Annotated in this window: 16 protein-coding genes; all 16 read left to right on the top strand. The window is 32.0% G+C overall.

Features of this window, described 5'->3' with window-relative positions; translation table 11 throughout:
- Positions 1–11: 11 nt before the first annotated feature.
- The 16 genes from CGC64_RS11980 (at position 12) to CGC64_RS12055 (ending at position 17,793) form a co-directional block, all read left to right on the top strand.
- Positions 12–1,421, top strand: a complete 1,410-nt coding sequence (locus CGC64_RS11980) for an undecaprenyl-phosphate glucose phosphotransferase (RefSeq protein ID WP_005676247.1) — start codon at positions 12–14, stop codon at positions 1,419–1,421.
- Between the two features lie 45 nt (positions 1,422–1,466).
- Positions 1,467–3,431, top strand: a complete 1,965-nt coding sequence (locus CGC64_RS11985) for an HAD-IA family hydrolase (protein ID WP_148708995.1) — start codon at positions 1,467–1,469, stop codon at positions 3,429–3,431.
- 80 nt (positions 3,432–3,511) lie between these two features.
- Complete coding sequence (locus CGC64_RS11990) at positions 3,512–5,053, top strand: MATE family efflux transporter (protein WP_032854983.1); 1,542 nt, start codon at positions 3,512–3,514, stop codon at positions 5,051–5,053.
- A 412-nt stretch (positions 5,054–5,465) separates the two neighbouring features.
- Complete coding sequence (locus CGC64_RS11995; RefSeq protein ID WP_138334205.1) at positions 5,466–6,023, top strand: hypothetical protein; 558 nt, start codon at positions 5,466–5,468, stop codon at positions 6,021–6,023.
- Complete coding sequence (locus CGC64_RS12000) at positions 6,024–7,106, top strand: polysaccharide pyruvyl transferase family protein (RefSeq protein ID WP_005676242.1); 1,083 nt, start codon at positions 6,024–6,026, stop codon at positions 7,104–7,106. It abuts the gene before it with no gap.
- A 15-nt stretch (positions 7,107–7,121) separates the two neighbouring features.
- Positions 7,122–8,111, top strand: coding sequence for a hypothetical protein (locus CGC64_RS12005; protein WP_005676241.1), 990 nt, complete (start codon positions 7,122–7,124; stop codon positions 8,109–8,111).
- Between the two features lie 62 nt (positions 8,112–8,173).
- Entirely contained in the window at positions 8,174–9,211 is a 1,038-nt protein-coding gene (locus CGC64_RS12010; RefSeq protein WP_005676240.1) for an acyltransferase family protein, read from the top strand.
- Positions 9,212–9,214: 3 nt separating this feature from the next.
- Complete coding sequence (locus CGC64_RS12015) at positions 9,215–10,411, top strand: glycosyltransferase family 4 protein (protein ID WP_032854982.1); 1,197 nt, start codon at positions 9,215–9,217, stop codon at positions 10,409–10,411.
- A 7-nt stretch (positions 10,412–10,418) separates the two neighbouring features.
- A complete protein-coding gene (locus CGC64_RS12020) occupies positions 10,419–10,946 on the top strand; it encodes an acyltransferase (RefSeq protein WP_050396674.1) in 528 nt (175 codons plus the stop codon).
- A gap of 92 nt (positions 10,947–11,038) precedes the next feature.
- Positions 11,039–11,677 (top strand): acyltransferase, encoded by a 639-nt coding sequence (locus CGC64_RS12025; protein ID WP_005676236.1) that lies wholly within the window; start codon positions 11,039–11,041, stop codon positions 11,675–11,677.
- A gap of 145 nt (positions 11,678–11,822) precedes the next feature.
- Positions 11,823–12,539, top strand: a complete 717-nt coding sequence (locus CGC64_RS12030) for a glycosyltransferase family 2 protein (RefSeq protein ID WP_005676234.1) — start codon at positions 11,823–11,825, stop codon at positions 12,537–12,539.
- A complete protein-coding gene (locus tag CGC64_RS12035) occupies positions 12,527–13,477 on the top strand; it encodes a glycosyltransferase family 2 protein (RefSeq protein WP_005676233.1) in 951 nt (316 codons plus the stop codon). The genes CGC64_RS12030 and CGC64_RS12035 overlap by 13 nt, the downstream gene beginning before the upstream one ends.
- Before the next feature lie 74 nt (positions 13,478–13,551).
- Positions 13,552–14,571 carry an EpsG family protein gene (locus CGC64_RS12040; protein WP_157448283.1) on the top strand — a complete coding sequence of 340 codons (1,020 nt, stop codon included), beginning with the start codon at positions 13,552–13,554 and terminating at the stop codon, positions 14,569–14,571.
- Between the two features lie 42 nt (positions 14,572–14,613).
- On the top strand, positions 14,614–15,678 hold the full coding sequence (locus CGC64_RS12045; protein ID WP_005676231.1) for a glycosyltransferase family 4 protein: 1,065 nt from the start codon (positions 14,614–14,616) through the stop codon (positions 15,676–15,678).
- 28 nt (positions 15,679–15,706) lie between these two features.
- Positions 15,707–16,828, top strand: a complete 1,122-nt coding sequence (locus CGC64_RS12050; RefSeq protein WP_005676228.1) for a glycosyltransferase family 4 protein — start codon at positions 15,707–15,709, stop codon at positions 16,826–16,828.
- On the top strand, positions 16,825–17,793 hold the full coding sequence (locus tag CGC64_RS12055; protein ID WP_005676227.1) for an NAD-dependent epimerase/dehydratase family protein: 969 nt from the start codon (positions 16,825–16,827) through the stop codon (positions 17,791–17,793). Before CGC64_RS12050 ends, CGC64_RS12055 begins: the two co-directional genes overlap by 4 nt.
- Positions 17,794–17,889: the final 96 nt, after the last annotated feature.

A 17,889-nucleotide genomic window follows, 5' to 3' on the forward strand; every position in this document is an offset into this window, starting at 1 on the left:
TTTAATGTGATATGGTATCAACAACCAGTCAAATAAATAAAGTCGTAGAGTTTATTGCAGTATTGGGAGATTTGATTATTCTGAACTTGTGTTTGTTCTTTCTCCTTTTCTTTTGGGAAGAAGCATTTGTGTCTTTACCTTTTTCCTGCAGAGTTTCATGGATGACGACTTCGTTAAGTCTCTGTTATTTGGCATGCTCGGCGTCCCGGGGTAGAGCATGGAATAGCCGGGCGATTCGTGCTGATCAGCTTGTGGTACGTGTGCTGAAGAATATTATCATCTTTTCGGTTTTTTGGGCGTGTATCATGGCTTTTAGTGGAATCTCCATAATCTCTCCTCTATTTTTTATTATCTATTTTTTTATCCTTTTTGTTGTATTAAGCGTTTACCGCATTATTATCCGTCGTTTGCTGATTGATTATTGTGCTAAAGGTAAACATAAAAGTTACGCTGTTTTTATAGGTGGAGGAGATAATATGCATACATTATATGAGGAAATGGAAAGTTCTTTGGCCGCCATTTATGAAGTTGTTGGTTATTTTGATGTTACTCCGAATGAGACTTTCTCCTCTAAATGCCGTTATCTTGGTAATCCGGACAATTTTGCTGATTTTATGTCCGGAAAAACATCCGTAAAACATGTATTCTGTTCTTTGGCAATGGATGAGGGACATTATAATGTTCCTATTATAAACTATTGCGAGAACCATTTGCTTTATTTTCATGGTGTTCCTAATGTTTGTAAGGGATTTCCCCAACGTATCTGGCATAGTATGATTGGTAATATGCCAATTTTGAATTTGAGATATGAACCTTTAAGTAAAGTGGAAAATCGTTTCTTGAAACGGCTATTTGATATTATGTTATCCGGTATTTTTTTGGTTACAGTTTTCCCTGTTATTTATCTAATTGTGGGAACTATTATAAAATTGACTTCTCCCGGTCCAATATTCTTCAAACAAATGAGGACAGGATTGAATGGCAGAGAATTCAAATGTTATAAGTTTCGTTCTATGAGAGTGAATGATGAAGCAGACAAAAAGCAGGCAACAGCCGATGATCCCCGAAAGACTAAATTTGGAAATTTCCTTCGACGTTCTAACATAGATGAACTTCCTCAATTTATTAATGTCTTTAAAGGTGAAATGTCTATAGTTGGACCTCGCCCTCATATGTTGGCTCATACAGAGACTTATGCGAGATTGATTGATAAATATATGGTGCGTCATTTTATCAAACCTGGTGTAACAGGTTGGGCACAAACCCATGGCTTTCGTGGTGAAACGAAAGAACTGTCTCAAATGGAAGGTCGTGTTCAGGCTGATATTTGGTATATGGAGCATTGGACACTATTACTTGATTTATATATTATTTATAAAACCATAGCAAATGTGATTGTCGGGGAAAAGAATGCGTATTAAGATTTAAAAGTGTTTTAATATTATTCTTGTTAATACTACTTGATTTTGAGAAGTTACTTATCTAATTATTGTGAACAGCTTATTCCGTTCACCTATGTTTCTTTTGATATATTTGATACATTGATGTTTCGTACAGTATCCGATTTTAGGATGATACATCAAATGGTTGCTAATTTGTATGAAGAACAGTATGGTATTAGCCTTCCTTTGTATCCTAAACAACGTATGGATGCTGAACTTAAAGCAAGAAATGTTTTGGGGAGGAATGAGGTCAATATGGATATGATATTTGAGTATTTATCAGACTATTCAGAAGAAGAAAAAAGTAGATTACGTTTTTTAGAAGAAAAATGCGAGATTGATAATTGTGTAGGTAATCCACTTATGATTGAGGTTTGGAAGTGGTGTCGAGATAATGGGAAGAAGATAGTTATAATCACGGATATGTATTTGCCACGAAGGGTACTAAATACAATTTTAGCTAAAATTGGGGTGGATTATGATTATCTTTATATATCAGGAGAAGAAGGAGTAACTAAGAGAACAAGTGAATTGTTTGCTGTTGTTCTTAGAAAATTGAATATAAAACCAACTCAACTTATTCATATTGGGGATGACCTTAATAATGATATTAATATGCCTCAAATAAAGGGTATAGCTTCTTTACTAAGATTGTCTAACGAGGCTAATGTTTTGCCATATATAAAGATTAAACAATGTGATATATCTTTGGGAAAAGATCATTTATTTAGTATGTTGTCTCGTTATTGTTCGAATAGAGAGTTTTTAAATTCCGAACAGCGAATAGGATATGCCATTTTAGGTCCTCTTATTGTGGATTTCTGTCAGTGGTTACATGCGATTAGAAAAGAAAATAATCTTCATAAACTTTTCTTTGTTGCACGCGAAGGTTTTTTTATCAAAAAGGTCTATGAAAAGATGTATCCTCAAGAGGCTCATGATTTGATGTATATTCGATTGAATAAAAATGTTTTAAGATTGCCTTTGCTTAGTATGCATAATGCTTGCGAGTACTTTATGAAAGCTAAGGTTGGACGTTTAACATATGATTGGAAACTAATTTTTGACTTACTTTACATAAGTGATTATGAATCAGCAAAGCATTTTGTAGTACTACGTACAGGATTTGATAGATTTCATGAAACAGTAACTCTAAAAGATTTAGAATCAGGGAAGTACAATAAAATATTAGTTTCTCTCTTTGAATATCAAAGAGAGATGATTGAGGAACAATCTGCATTACTTGATGAATATCTTATGTCATTGGGACTTTTTGAAGGGTCTGTAGGTCTTGTTAACAATAGTATTAATGGGAATGGGCAATCTATGCTGACAGATTATTTATTATCTAAGGGGAAAGAATGTGACATATTAGGACTTCAATTTATAAAAACGTCAAAATGCGAAAAATTGTTGAAAGGGAAATGTAGGGCATGGCTTACAGAAAGTAGTGTTAGTGAGTTTAGTAAAACGAGATTTCATTCTAATTGTTTATTGTTGGAACATTTGATGTTTGAACCTAATGGAACTTCAATACGCCTTTATAGGCATGAAAATAAAATAGAGGTATTATGTGAAGCTTCTCGTACAGAACAGAAGGATTGGGGAAAGATAGCTAATATTCAAAAATATGCATTAGAATTTGTAAGTGATTATACTAACCATGTTGGTATTTCATTGGATATGGCTGGATTTCATGGTTATTTTAATATGCTATGTCATCCACTTTACGATGATGCAGTATTACTGGGACATTTGAATGATGACGATATGGATGGTGATAAAACGATTTCAAATATAAGATTTCCTTTTCGTTTTAAGTATCTTTTCTCAAAAGATATACCATTCGATATTACTTGGCATGAGGGGTATTTTACATTAAAGAATGTATCCTGGTGGGGTATAAGTTTATATTTATATTCTGCTAAATTACAATTTTATAAGCAGATGGTCAAGAGTCATATTAAACGAATCATCTTCTCAAAGTGATGTAATGACTGAATATGGTTGTATCGTATAAAAACTATTAATAGGTTTACATAAGGATTATAAAGTCGATTTTTTAGAATATGTCATCACAATATTCTATATCAAATAAAAAAAGAATAGCAAAGAATACATTATTCCTTTATATCCGTATGATGCTTATCATGGCGGTGTCATTGTATACATCTCGTATTATTCTCAATGCTTTAGGTATTGTGGATTATGGAGTATATAATGTTGTGGGAGGTATGGTGGTGATGTTTGGTTTTCTCAATTCAGCATTAGCACAAGCCAGCCAACGATATATAACTTATGGCATTCAGAAGGATTCATCTGAAGAACAGATAAAGATGTTCTCCATGTTACTGAATGTACATATAATTATTGCTTTGGCAATATTTGTACTTTGCGAGACGATAGGACTATGGTTATTCTATAATAAATTGGTTATTCCAACTGATAGAATGACATCTGCTTTTTGGGTGATGCAGTTCTCTATTTTATCTTTATTGGTTTCAGTCATTCAAGTTCCTTACAACGCTTCTATTTATGGGCATGAACGGATGAATGCTTATGCTTATATAAGTATTGTGGAAGTTTTGCTGAAATTAGGAGTTGTGATTATTATAAAATATTGTTTTGAAGATAAGTTAATAGCATATGGGGGGCTTATGATGGTAGTTGTAGTATTTACTGCTTTAATATATCAACTTTATTGTATTCACTATTTTTCTAATTGTCATTATATACGCTATTGGTCGTCTTCTCTTTTTAAGGAATTATTGAGTTATACAGGATGGAGCTTGATAGGAAACTTGGCTTGGACTTTTAATAATCAAGGCATGAATATACTTATCAATATGTTTTTTGGCCCCATATATAATGCTGCACGAGGCATTGCATCTTCTGTAGAGGCTGCGGTATCTTCTTTTTTATATAATTTCATTATTCCAACAGTACCACCAATTATTGCAGCTTATGCTGCTGGTAATGTCAAAGAGATGTTAGATTTAAGTTTTAGAAGTTCAAAAATGGGATTCCTTTTATTTATGTGTCTTTCTTTGCCTTTAATAAGCATATTGGAATTTGTGTTAGAGGTATGGCTTGTTACTCCTCCACCATTGTCGTGGAATTTCTGCCTTCTTTCATTGATTTATATGCAGTGTAATTCTCTTTCAGGGACACTGCAGAATATTGTTCAAGCAACAGGGAATGTGAAAAGATTTCAATTGTCTAATGGCTTGATTAAAATAATGGCTCTGCCTGCTGTATATACTATATATAAGTGTGGTGGAGATGTTGTAACTTATCTATGGACTTTAATTTTTTTCTCAATTATAGGATTGGTTGTCCAACTTGATGCAGTTAATCGTTTAATAGAATCTTTTAAAATTAAGTCATATATAAATTTAGTAATAGTTCCCTCATTGTTAGCTTATGTAATTCCTTTGATATTGTCTCTTTATTTTAGTCAAATGAGATTGAATCTTTTACAAGCGGTAGGAGTGATATTATTAGTGTTATTGATTTGTATTGTATCTGTTTGCTTTGTTGGATTAACAAAGTATGAGCGTATATGGATTGTAAATATAGTAAAAGCTAAATTGAATAAAAGTAATGGTTAAGACAAGATTTGCTCATTTGTATTACAGTTGTAATTTTAGAGATGTTTTAAGATTTTATTTATTGGGGAGATTGCGTGGAATCTGAAGTACATTATTTCAATTTTCTCGGTCTATCCATAGAATAATTGTTTCTATTATATATCTGCATAAGTATAATTTTTATTTAGTATTGATATTAAAACTAAATAGTTTCATCAGAAAGCGGAGTAGTAATTCTAGGTAAATCATAGCTTGATTATATAAATCGATGATTAAAGTGTTTACAGAAGGTATAAGAAGGCGGCTAAGGATTCTTTGGGAGAAGGCGATATGGCCTCTTATTAAAATGAATTATTCTATAAGTAAGGGTTTCTACATAAGGTATCCAGAGATTTCTAAACATGAAAAGATTGATCTATCAACAGTTGGCTACATGGATGAATATAGTGAAGAAATTTTAGATTATTTTTCTTTTAAGGGGCTTGAAATGAAAATCAAGTCAAAATTTTCTTATTGTAATAATGATACTATCAAGGTTGAATCTCAAAAAAATGATGGAGAGAATTGGTTAGTTTTTATTTTTAATCCTGAAGCAAAGAATTTGATGATAGAATTTGATTTTTCTATTAATCAAATAGTTCACGAATTTCAATTGGCCTTTAATTATAAAGGTATTAAAGAAAGGAATAGATTCTTGATTATTGAGAATACGAAAGTTCTGTTTGATTGTATAAAGAAAGGTAGTTTTTTCCCTATATTATTTGAAAAATCCTTTGATTATATATTTAGTGCTGATATTATTAATCACGTGAAATTAATAGTTGATAGTGGAGTTTATTCTTTATATGTCAACGGTAAGTGTTTACTTTCTATTACAGAAAAAATAAAAATATGTAAAGGGGATAGTCTTGCATTAATCCTTTGGGAAGATTCTCACAATAGACCTATTTCATGTGAAATTTCAAATATACAATTATCAAAAATTGCTTAGATGAATAGAATTGCTGTAATATCCTCATGGGCATGGATTAAAGTAGCTAACAATTATGGAGCTTTACTTCAGTATTATGCTCTTCAACAGTATCTTACTCGTAAAAATAACTATGTTTTTTGGATTAAATGGGAATTTTATAAAAGATGGAAAGGAACTAGACTGGATAATGTCAAGTTGTTGCTTCGTCACCCACTTATCTATTTATCTTCATATAGATGTCATCGTACATTCTTAAAATTTTGTCGAGATTATCTAAATACGTCTGTGCAGACTTATACAGAAGAATCAGAAGCAGATTCCTATCCGATAGCAGATTATTATATCACCGGGTCTGATCAAGTTTGGGGAGGAACTCAGCCAGAATGTTTTTTATCGTTTGTTAATGATAACAGTAAGAAAATTGCTTATGCTGCGAGTTTTGGCAAAGGAGAGATAACTCAAGAACATTTTGAAAAGATTGCTCCTTGGATAAGACAATTTGCTCATGTTTCAATAAGAGAGGAAAATGGAATTGAAATATGTAGGCGAATGAAAGTAGAAGCAACTCATCTTTTGGATCCAACTTTTCTGCTTGATGAGGATGATTATCCTCATAGACAGTTGTATATTAAGAATCCCTATATTTTTGCTTATTTACTAAATGTAGGATCTAAAAATGATGTACATTGGTATGAACTCAAAGATTATGCTCTAAAGACTAATTGCGATCTGAAAGTGTGTGCAGTTCAGGGATCTGAATATTTATTTTGTAATAAAGATTTAGTGTACCCTAGTCCTACGGAGTGGCTGTCTTATTATAAACAGGCTCGTTGTGTTGTAACCAATACTTTTCATGGTACTGTATTTGCTATCATTCATCATAAACCTTTCTTATGCATATTGCAAAGAGGTTCTTCAGCTAATCAGAATACAAGGATGAGTTCTTTACTCAGCACTTTAGGGCTGGAAGATAGAATCCTTAATTGTGAAGATAGCATTGAGGTCTCTATAAACCGACCGATTAATTGGCAAAAGGTATCTACTTTAATTACTGATTGGCGTAAAAAAAGTGATGCATTTTTGAATTTTCTCAATGATTGATATATATATATTATTATGAAAATTAGAAACAACAGGTTACTGAATAGGATTTTATCAGTATATGCTAATAGGTTATGTAATCACAACGATCATTATGAGTTGCGATATTGCGGTTATTGTGATTTATTTGATCAAGAAGCCAATGATTATGTTTATGAACTTTTGGCATCAGGGCAACCTGCAATGATTTCAAAATTTGGATCAGTAGAATTGAGTAACTTGGTAGCTCGGCATATTGATGAAACTACAGGACTTACTAAAGAAATTATTAATGATTATCTTCACTATAATAATGTGACCATAAACTATAAGGGAGCACTTACGAATTTGTGTTCAAATGCCGGCTTTTTTCCTTATGATCTAGATTTGGGACTTCGCTGGTATCGTTTGATGATCCAAGATATTAAAGAAGTAGATGTATTGGGCAGCTATATCTATGAGGAAAAATATATTGCTCAAAGTATGAATTGTCTTAAAAGAGTAAATATTGATGGCTATTTTTCACCTTTTAGTTGGAATAATCCTTGGTCTAAAGTGTTGAAGGGGAAAAAAGTACTTGTAGTTCATCCTTTTGTTGAGTCTATAAAATATCAATATGAGAATAATAGAGAACATCTTTTTGAAAATCCAGATGTACTTCCTGAGTTTAAAGAACTTATCTTAGTGAAGGCTGTTCAAACGCAAGCTGATGCTAAAGATTCACGTTTTAAAGATTGGTTTGAAGCTCTTCAATATATGAAGGACGAGATAGATAAGTGTGATTATGATATAGCATTAATTGGTTGCGGAGCCTATGGAATGTGTTTAGCTGCACATGTAAAACGACAAGGAAAACAGGCTGTACATCTTGCTAGCATGACTCAAATGCTTTTTGGGGTATATGGAAAGCGTTGGCTTGATTCAGAACCTGAGTACCGAAAATATATTAATAAGTATTGGATTCGTCCTGATAAAAAAGAGAAACCACAAGGGGCGGATAAAATCGAGGGAGGTTGTTATTGGTAAATTAGATTGTATTTTATTATAAACTAAGATATCTCATTTTGAATAATAGTCGAATAATTGAAATGCCTACAGATCAATTTTTAAATAGAGGGCAACGTATAGCTTGGCTTGATAATGTAAAGATGTTTGCTATGCTTTGTGTCATATTGGGTCATGTGATGACTATAGTGATTAAGACCAATGTGGATCTCTCAGGGAAAATAATAGAGCATTTTATTGTAGCATTTAATATGCCATTGTTCGTGATTATCTCAGGGTATTCAAATTTGAATACATTTAATAAAATTACAAAATGGAGGGAGTTGATTGACTTCGTGAAGAAAAGCGTTATTCGTATACTTTTACCCGTAGTGACATTCTGTGTGATTGGATTAACCCCAAATTTTATTTTTTCACCATTTTGGTTTCTGAATATGATTCTATATCTTATGATAGGGTTTGCTGTAATACATTTTGCTGTTTATTCTATTAAGAAACAGCATATGTTGGGGGTGTCTGTTCTTCTATTTCTTTTATGTTTTATTTGGGTGAATAAAGTTTGGATGGGGGAGATGTGTACATACTATGCCGTTGGGTTGTTGTGTAAAAAATATGGTATTTTTGATAGACCTAAGCGCATAATTTTTCCCATGTTATTACTGTTGGGTATATTAATATTTGTAATATTTTGGTGGTGTGGTGTTTATGTATATAGAGAAAGTAGTTTTTATGCTTGTAATTTCACTGATTTACTGTCACTTAATAAACTAGAACTATGGTTTGAACGTCAATTATTAGCAGGAATACTGGGTGTAGCAATGATAGGTCTATTTTTGAATTATAATGGTAAATATACGCTATTTAGTAAAATGGGGAGATATACCCTTTCTTTTTATTTATTCCATGCTATGATGCTTAGACCTTTTCGTAATGATTTAATTGTCGATATATTTCATGATACGTGGTTTTATCAATACTTCTCTGGATCAGAGGTTTTAAGATGGTGTGGAGTTTTTATCATTTTTATAATGATGACACTAATAAGTTGGGTGCTGATTTGTGTATGTAAAAAGTGGAAATGGACACGTTTGTTTTGTTTAGGACAAAAAAGTAATTATTAGAATGTGAAACGAATCGCTATTATTGTAAATGCGTTTGGAGGTTCAACGACTTCTTTAGCAGAAGCTTTTCTTAATCAAGGTTATAAGGTGGATTTTTATCATCTTATTCCGAGGAAAAAGAGTGCGTCATTTGAAACTTTTGATTTGTCTCTTAGGGGGGGCTTATTTTCTATAGTTCCTGTCAGGTCCTTTGATTATGATGGCTTGAGAAGATTTATTCCATTTGCTAGAAATAAATATTTCTCAATGTATCAAATATCAGTTGTTGAGTTATCCTCAATGGGAATAAGATGTTTCATCAATCCCATTTTTGTGCTATATTATGTAAAACTTGCAAGACGAATTATAAAACAAAAATATGATTTTGTAAATGTTATTGGTCAAAACAAGTCAACAGCCTTTCTTTCTGTTATTTTGCGCTCAAAAGGTGTTAATGTCGTTCACTCAGTTCATGAGGTTTGTGTGAATCATCAAGTTGGTGATAGGCTTAGTGATACTGTTCTTTATCTTATCGAAAAGAAGATCCCTATTAATGTTTTTAGCCAAAAAACAGCTGAAGATTTGGTAAGATTAGCAGATAAAAAAACTTTAAAATATTCTGTCATACCATTTTCGCTATTTACAGGTTACTTGGAATATAATGAGATTGACATACCTGAGCTTAAAGGAGAAACCGATTATGTTCTTTTCTATGGGTTTATTGTGAATTATAAAGGACTGGATGTATTGCTTAAAGCTGCTCATGTATTAATGGATAGAGGATTTACAAGAAAAATAGTGGTAGCTGGTGGTGGCAATGTAGATTGTCTTGCAACAATAAAGAAAGAGAAAAATTTCATTGTAATTAATCGTTGGATAGAAAACGTCGAGATTTCTACGCTGATTAGAAAATGTCATATTGTTGTTTGTCCATATCTTTCATCATCTCAGACAGGTATAACGCAAACTGTATTTAATTTTGATAAACCTATTGTTGCGACAAAAGTTCCTGCTTTTACAACAACAATTGAAGATGGAAAGACTGGTCTCTTAGTTGATGTTAATGATGTTGATACGTTTGCGGATGCTATAATTCGCTCTTATCAGGATGTTAACTTGTATATTAGAATGTGTCATGAGGTGCGTTCTGTAAGGCAAAATAGTGAATCAATATGGAAGGATATAGTAATGAAATATGTACAAAGTTATATTAATGGATAACAATAATATGGGAAAACTAGCAATTGTATTTAAAGAGAAATGGAATAGATTCAGTCATTATTTGAGAAATATTCTTCAAAATGATATTGCATGCCTATGTATTACACCTTCTCTATGTCGGAGACTAATATACAATTGGTTAGGTCACAATGTGAAAGGGGTAGTTTTTCCTCATTGTTTTCTTGGAGTAGCGAAAGGCAAACTTACTTTAGGACAAAATTCATTTATAAATTATTCATGCTTTCTTGATCTGAGCAATGATATTATTATCGGTGATGGTGTGTCAATTGCTTTTAAAACAATATTTATTAATGCTTCGCATGAGATAGGACCTATTGAGCATCGTGCTGGTAAAGGAATAAATGCTCCTATTCGTATAGAGGATGGATGTTGGATAGGTGCTAATGTGACAATAATGCCTGGCGTTACTATTGCGAAAGGATGTATTATAGGTGCAGGGACTTTAGTTACAGAGGATACTGAAGAAAATGGAATATATGTGGGAATACCTGCTCGGTTGATTAGAAAGCTTTAAATAAACAGTGATATAATGTCAGAATTAACATCTTTGGTTCGTTTATTAGGGATGATTATTAAGTTTATTATAATATCAAACAATACTATATAATGATGAAATATTATATTGCAAAATTACTTCGTATTCCCCGTCGTTTCCGAATGATTTATTATATCTACTTCAATCGTTTTAAGTTTTGGCTTAATGATGTGAAGTTTGGACGTAATATGCAAGTGTATACTAAATTTTTCTTGAATAAGGCGCCTGGGAGTAAAATTACGATTGGTGATGATTTTATCTATACTAATGGTGATGCTTTTAATCCACTGTGTCGTAATATTTGTGGGTGTATTAACACTACATTTCCCTACTCTCAAATTTCTATAGGCAATGGAACAGGTATTTCTTCGGCTTGTTTGTGGGCGAATTCGAGTATCACAATAGGTAATCACGTGAATATCGGAGGCGATTGTATTCTTATGGATTCGGATGCACATAATTTAGATTTTCGTGTGAGAAATGCAAAAAGCAAAATAGGAAAAATGTCTAAAGATGTATTAACAGCTAAAACAGCTCCTATTGTAATAGAAGATGATGTCTTGATAGGGACTCGTTGCATTATATTGAAAGGAGTAACTATTGGTGCACGGAGTGTGATAGGAAGTGGAAGTATAGTTACCAAATCCATACCACCTGATTGTATTGCTGCTGGAAATCCTTGTAAAGTAATACGTATATTAAATAACTAGTTTTGAATAGTGTGTAAGATTAAAACTTGACTTTTTTAGCATTATTATAATAACTAATAAATGTTTATTTCCAATTAGAACAGTTTGAAATAGTCTAGTCCTTTTAGAGTTGTTGATTTAATAATGAATTAAATATAAAAGTGTAATGCCTCCTTTAATTTCAGTGGTAACAATTTGCTATAATGCTAAAAATGATTTGGAGAAAACTATATTATCTGTTCTCTCTCAAACTTATCAAGATATTGAGTATATTATAATAGATGGTGGTAGTACGGATGGTACTGTTGATATTATACACAAGTATTCGGAACGATTATTTTACTGGATTAGTGAACCTGATAAGGGGATATATGATGCTATGAATAAGGGGATGGATAGGGCTACAGGTAGTTGGATAAATTTCATGAATGCTGGAGATACTTTTTGTGATAATGAAGTTATTAAAAATATATTTGGATATAATGATTTATCTGATTATAGTGTCATTTATGGGGATTGTTATGTCTCAAAATTAAATCAACTGCAATATTTGAAGGCATCTAGTATGAAGAAAGTGCATGTCCAAATGCCTTTTTGTCATCAATCATCTTTTATTCGAAAGACTAGATTAAGATTTAGTATAGATTTGAAGATTGCTGCTGATTATCAGATGATTTATGAATATTACAGAATGAATGGTATAAGTTCTTTTTTATATATAAGTAAGCCAATTTCAGTCTTTGATGCAACAGGTATTTCAACAACTAATAATAATTTGTTGCAGAAAGAGTATGGAATTGTTTATAAAAGAACAAGGAATGCTTATTATTACATTTACTTATGTAAACAAATTTTAAAAATGGTGTTGTTATGTCAGAATTAATTTCTATTATTATTCCTGTCTATAATATAGAAAAATATATAGCAAATTGTTTAGAGAGTGTTGTATCACAGACTTATAATAATATTGAGGTAATAGTCATAGATGATGGTAGCAATGACAAGACTGGAGAAATTTGTGATATATATGCATCAAAATATAGATTCATACAGGTTCATCATCAGCAAAATTCCGGTGTATCTGTTGCGCGTAATTATGGATTAAATACATATTCTGGTAATTGGGTTTTTTTCTTGGATGGAGATGATACTTTAGTATCAAACGCATTAGAATTAGCTAAAAAAATAGCTGATGATACAAAATGTTTGATGGTAGATTTTAATTTTAGTAGAGTAACAGAGGGCAAAACAATTAGTGGATTTGAATTCTATACTAATTCTTTTATAGAGGATAATATAAAGTGCTTAAATAGTACATTGCTATATAAACGTGCTTTGATCTATCCCAAATTATATCATAGGTCTATTATTAATCATATAAGGTTTAATCCTAAAATAACAATTGGTGAGGATATTGTATTTAATATTGAAATATATAAAGGGCCCCACTTTAATATTTCCCATAATACAGAGAAAATTTATTTATATTTATTGCGTAATGGTTCGGCTATGCAAAATTCAAGGACATATTGTGAATATGAGAGATTGAATAATGTTGTAACAGAATATTTAAGTAATGATATTGAAGTTAATAAGAATCTAATTCTATTTTGTTGTATAAATTATTATTTTAAGTGTATAAAAGAAAGAGCTTTATTGTCTTCTCAATATTCAAAAATATACAATCGTCTATCTTTTAAAGATTGCTGGGATAAAGACCTAAGTTTTAAATTTAAGTTATTGTTCTCTGCGTATAAGCTTAATAGAAATTTGGGAAATTTACTTTTATATTTGAGATACAAATTATTTCCTGTATACTAATGCTTTTATATCTATTTACTTTTATATTGTCCATACTGTTTACTTATATAGCTTCTTTATATTATAAAAATAGGATGATATTCATTCTTTTTTCAGCTGTTGCTGTTACTCCATTAATAATTATTGGGGGATTAAGAGATGTTGGTGTGGGATATGATACGATTGCTTATCCTGTGTCTGCATATAATTATTTGCAAATCAATAATAATATATATTCGATTCTATTTGCTTCTGCTGAGTTGGAGCCTTTATATTATTTTCTTTCATATTTGGCAGTTAATTATTTTTGGGATGATGTAGGAGCTATATTATTTGTTACACAACTTATAATAATAGTTGTAACATATGTCGCTTGCTGTAGAATAGTGGGAAGATCTTATTTGTGGATATCAATTTTCTTGTATTGTTTTCTATTTTTCAATATGGAGCTCAATATGATGAGACAAGGTTTAGCTCTTAGTTTTGTTCTTTTAGGATTTTCATATCTACTAGACCATAAGTTAAAAGGATATTTTATATGTATATTGGTTGGCTTTTTATTCCATAAGTCTGCGATTTTTGCACTCGTGTTTTTACCAGGAGTATATTGGAAAAACTTAAGATATTCCAAGTATATTGTAATTGGAAGTCTTGCATTTTTGATGTTCTTTTCTACTATTCTGAACTTTATTACTTCTTTGGAGGGCTTCAGTAAATATGATGCTTATTCTGAGGGAGGCAACTATAGTGGAACTTTTTCTTATTCGGAATTTATCTTAAGAACACTTTTTTTATTGTGTATTTACTTTTTATGTTCCAATAAAAAGAAAGATATACATTTCTATCAAATATTTGCTCTATTTGTTTGTGAATTTGTTCTTAATATTTTACAGATAAAAAGCGATTTTGTAGGTAGATTAGGCTTACCCATTTATATCCTATATTTAGTTTATTTACCATATTATTGTATGATAAACACATCTACTTGGAAAATAAAGAAATCTAATACAGTTTTGTTACTATTCGTTGTCTTCTTATACTGGTGGTATGTGTATATGGTAAGTGATGCGGGTGTCACGGTCGATTATTCTTCTTCTATTTTAGGTATTCATTAGTTTTTTTGGCAAGAATATCATTGTTTAAATGTGGAGGTATTAATGAATGTATTGTTAGTAAGTGTTAGATCTGATTTTGGCGGAGGTCCTCGTCATGTTCATCAATTGATTGAAGAATTACCTTCTAGTATTAATATTTATATGGCTTTCCCTCAGGGGAAACCGTATGGGGATTTATGGAGAAGCCATCCTAGAATAAAGAAATATTTAGATATTCCTTATAGGAGGTTTAATATTAAATATCTATTCTTACTAAAGCGTTTCATAATTGAAAATGAAATTAGCATAGTTCATTCTCATGGGAACGGTGCTGGATTATATTCACGAACCCTAAAACTGATATTACCTGATGTTAAAGTTGTTCACACTTTTCATGGAATAACTGATGATTATTCTTCATACCTAAGATATTGTGTGAATAAAATAATAGGAAGATTTTTTAAATGTTTCACTGATAAATTTATTTTAGTATCGAATGGTGAACTAAAAGTTGGAAAATCATTACATTTTTTATCTATTGATAAATCAGTTGTAATATATAATGCAGTATCTGATAATGGTTTGAAAGTTTCAAGAAAAAATCAAAAGTTCTTAGTCATTTCACTCTCTCGTTTTGATTATCAAAAAAATATGGATATGGCATATAGTATAGCAAAAGCATTAAAAAATAATCATGAAATAGAATTTGTGTGGATTGGAGAAGGAGAAGATTTTTTGCGGTTAAAACAAAAGAGTGTGGAAGATAATGTTAATATTAATTTTGTTGGATTTGCAGAATACCCTATGCCTTACCTTAAGAGTGCAGATTTATATCTATCTACTTCTCGTTTTGAAGGCTTACCCTATGCTCTTATTGAAGCTGCATCAGTAGGGCTTCCAATAGTTGCTACGGACGTAGTTGGTAATAATGAAGTTGTACATCATAATTATAATGGGCTTTTGTTTAAGTCAGAACAAGATGCTATAGATGCGATAAAAACATTATCACAGAATGCTGATTTGTTGAATAAATATTCGATAAATTCTCGAGAACTTTACCTTAAATCTTTTACAATAGAAAGGATGATATCTTCTATTGTGGATACGTATGTGCAGGTTCTAAATTAATAAATTATTATTTGAAAATTAAAATAATATGAAGATTGCCATTATTCAAGAATGGTTAGTAACCGTTGGCGGTTCAGATAAAGTAGTCAAAGCTATTGCGGATGTTTTTCCTGGCGCAGATATTTACACTCTAGTTGCTAAAAAACAAGTTTGTGATGAATTAGGAATTGATTGGAATAAAGTCCATACATCATTCATTCAGAAGTTGCCTTTAGGAGTAAAGAAACATAGAATGTATCTGCCTATATTTCCGTTTGCGATAGAACAGTTTGATTTACGAGGATATGATATTATTATCTCATCTTCTCATGCTGTCGCGAAAGGAGTTCTGACCAAAGCGGATCAATTACATATCTGTTATTGTCATTCTCCTATCCGTTATGTATGGGATATGTATCATGAATATTTGGAAGAATCAGGGTTAGCGAAAGGCTTGAAAGGTTATTTGGCTAAATATATGCTTCATCGTATTCGCAAATGGGATTTGATATCTAGTTTTCGTGTAGACTATTTTATTAGTAATTCCGATTACGTAGGGCGTCGAATTCAAGAGACTTATAGACGGGATGCTGTAACAATCCATCCTAATATTGATATTTCTAATTTTGATTTATGTGTAGAGAAAGAAGATTTCTATTTAACTAGTAGTCGTTTGGTAGGGTATAAGAAAATAGATCTCATTGTCGAAGCTTTCAGTCATATGCCGGATAAAAAGTTGATAGTAATTGGTGGCGGTCCTAATTTAGAAAAGATATGCAAGATTGCCGGTCATAATGTAACTGTCATGGGATATCAACCATTTGCCGTATTAAAAGAAAAGATGCAGAAAGCTAAAGCCTTTGTTTTTGCGGCAGATGAGGATTTTGGTATGATTCCGATTGAAGCACAATCATGTGGAACTCCTGTAATTGCTTATGGTAGAGGTGGCTCTTTGGAAACAGTGAAGGACGGAACAACAGGGCTTTTCTTTTATGAACAGACTGTGGAGGCGATTATTGACGCAGTGAAAAGATTTGAAAATCAAGAAATCCCATTTGACCCTAAGACAATACGTAATCATGCGGAGACTTTTTCGGAAGAACGTTTTAAAAAGGAAATAAAGGAGTTTGTAGAGTTAAAATATAATGAATTTAATCATCTAGTGAAATGAGTTATTTTATATTTGGCGGTTCAGGTTTTATCGGTACACACCTCGTTACTCTAATTAATAATCTATATCCGGTTACTCCAATTTATAATCTGGATATTGTGGAGAATAGCCATGAAGGTAAATCTACGTATATCAATTGTGATGTTCGTTCTGATATAAACGTTGATGTTCCGATTACCTCAGAAGACGTTATCTTTAACTTTGCAGCCGTTCATCGTACCCCGGGACATCCGGATCAGGCTTATTTTGAGACAAATATTCGTGGTGCGGAGAATGTATGCGCTTTTGCGGAGAAATTCGGGATAAAGAAAATCGTTTTTACCAGCTCCATAGCTCCTTATGGTGCAGCTGAAGATTTGAAAACAGAAGACACACTTCCTACTCCGAACACCCCTTATGGGATTTCTAAGTTGGTAGCCGAAAAGATACATACGGTCTGGCAGGCTAAAAAGCCGAACGAACGACAGCTTACTATTGTTCGTCCGGGTGTGGTATTTGGTAAAGGGGAAAACGGTAACTTTACTCGTTTGTATTGGGGGATCCGCGGCGGTAAATTCTTTTATCCGGGTCGTAAAGATACGATTAAGGCTTGTATTTATGTGAAAGAGCTGGTTCGCTTTATGCTCTATCGGTTGGAGAATCATAATGAAGGGGTAGAGTTGTATAACTGTACATTTGAACCGGCTTTTACTATTGAACAAATAGTTGAAACGATGAAAAAAGTTACGGGGATTCAGCGTACTATTGTCAAGGTGCCGGGAAGTCTTTTGCTGACAGCTGCAAGTATTGTGGGTCCGTTAGGAGGAAAAGCTTTAGGCATTTGTCCGGCTCGCGTCAAAAAGTTAATGATTTCTACTAATATCTGCGGAAAGAAATTGGCTGATTCTGGGTATAAGTTTCATTATACATTTGAGGAAGCAATAAAGGATTGGTATAGAGATAATGATAATCTATACCTGAAATGATTTTTTGAGAATGAAAGTGGTATAAAATAAAATGTTGAGATGTAATTAGCACTTAGAGTGTTTGTATGTGAGATGAAGAGAATGTAGGTCCCTAGT

Source organism: Bacteroides caccae (assembly GCF_002222615.2).
Lineage (GTDB): Bacteria > Bacteroidota > Bacteroidia > Bacteroidales > Bacteroidaceae > Bacteroides > Bacteroides caccae.

Coding starts and splice junctions, on each gene's coding strand:
- CGC64_RS11990 (WP_032854983.1), top strand. CDS start 3,512: ATGTCATCACAATATTCTATATCAAATAAAAAAAGAATAGCAAAGAAT.
- CGC64_RS12055 (WP_005676227.1), top strand. CDS start 16,825: ATGAGTTATTTTATATTTGGCGGTTCAGGTTTTATCGGTACACACCTC.
- CGC64_RS12045 (WP_005676231.1), top strand. CDS start 14,614: ATGAATGTATTGTTAGTAAGTGTTAGATCTGATTTTGGCGGAGGTCCT.
- CGC64_RS12020 (WP_050396674.1), top strand. CDS start 10,419: ATGGGAAAACTAGCAATTGTATTTAAAGAGAAATGGAATAGATTCAGT.
- CGC64_RS12050 (WP_005676228.1), top strand. CDS start 15,707: ATGAAGATTGCCATTATTCAAGAATGGTTAGTAACCGTTGGCGGTTCA.
- CGC64_RS12035 (WP_005676233.1), top strand. CDS start 12,527: ATGTCAGAATTAATTTCTATTATTATTCCTGTCTATAATATAGAAAAA.
- CGC64_RS12040 (WP_157448283.1), top strand. CDS start 13,552: ATGATATTCATTCTTTTTTCAGCTGTTGCTGTTACTCCATTAATAATT.
- CGC64_RS12000 (WP_005676242.1), top strand. CDS start 6,024: ATGAATAGAATTGCTGTAATATCCTCATGGGCATGGATTAAAGTAGCT.
- CGC64_RS12030 (WP_005676234.1), top strand. CDS start 11,823: ATGCCTCCTTTAATTTCAGTGGTAACAATTTGCTATAATGCTAAAAAT.
- CGC64_RS12025 (WP_005676236.1), top strand. CDS start 11,039: ATGATGAAATATTATATTGCAAAATTACTTCGTATTCCCCGTCGTTTC.
- CGC64_RS11995 (WP_138334205.1), top strand. CDS start 5,466: ATGGATGAATATAGTGAAGAAATTTTAGATTATTTTTCTTTTAAGGGG.
- CGC64_RS12005 (WP_005676241.1), top strand. CDS start 7,122: ATGAAAATTAGAAACAACAGGTTACTGAATAGGATTTTATCAGTATAT.
- CGC64_RS11980 (WP_005676247.1), top strand. CDS start 12: ATGGTATCAACAACCAGTCAAATAAATAAAGTCGTAGAGTTTATTGCA.
- CGC64_RS12010 (WP_005676240.1), top strand. CDS start 8,174: ATGCCTACAGATCAATTTTTAAATAGAGGGCAACGTATAGCTTGGCTT.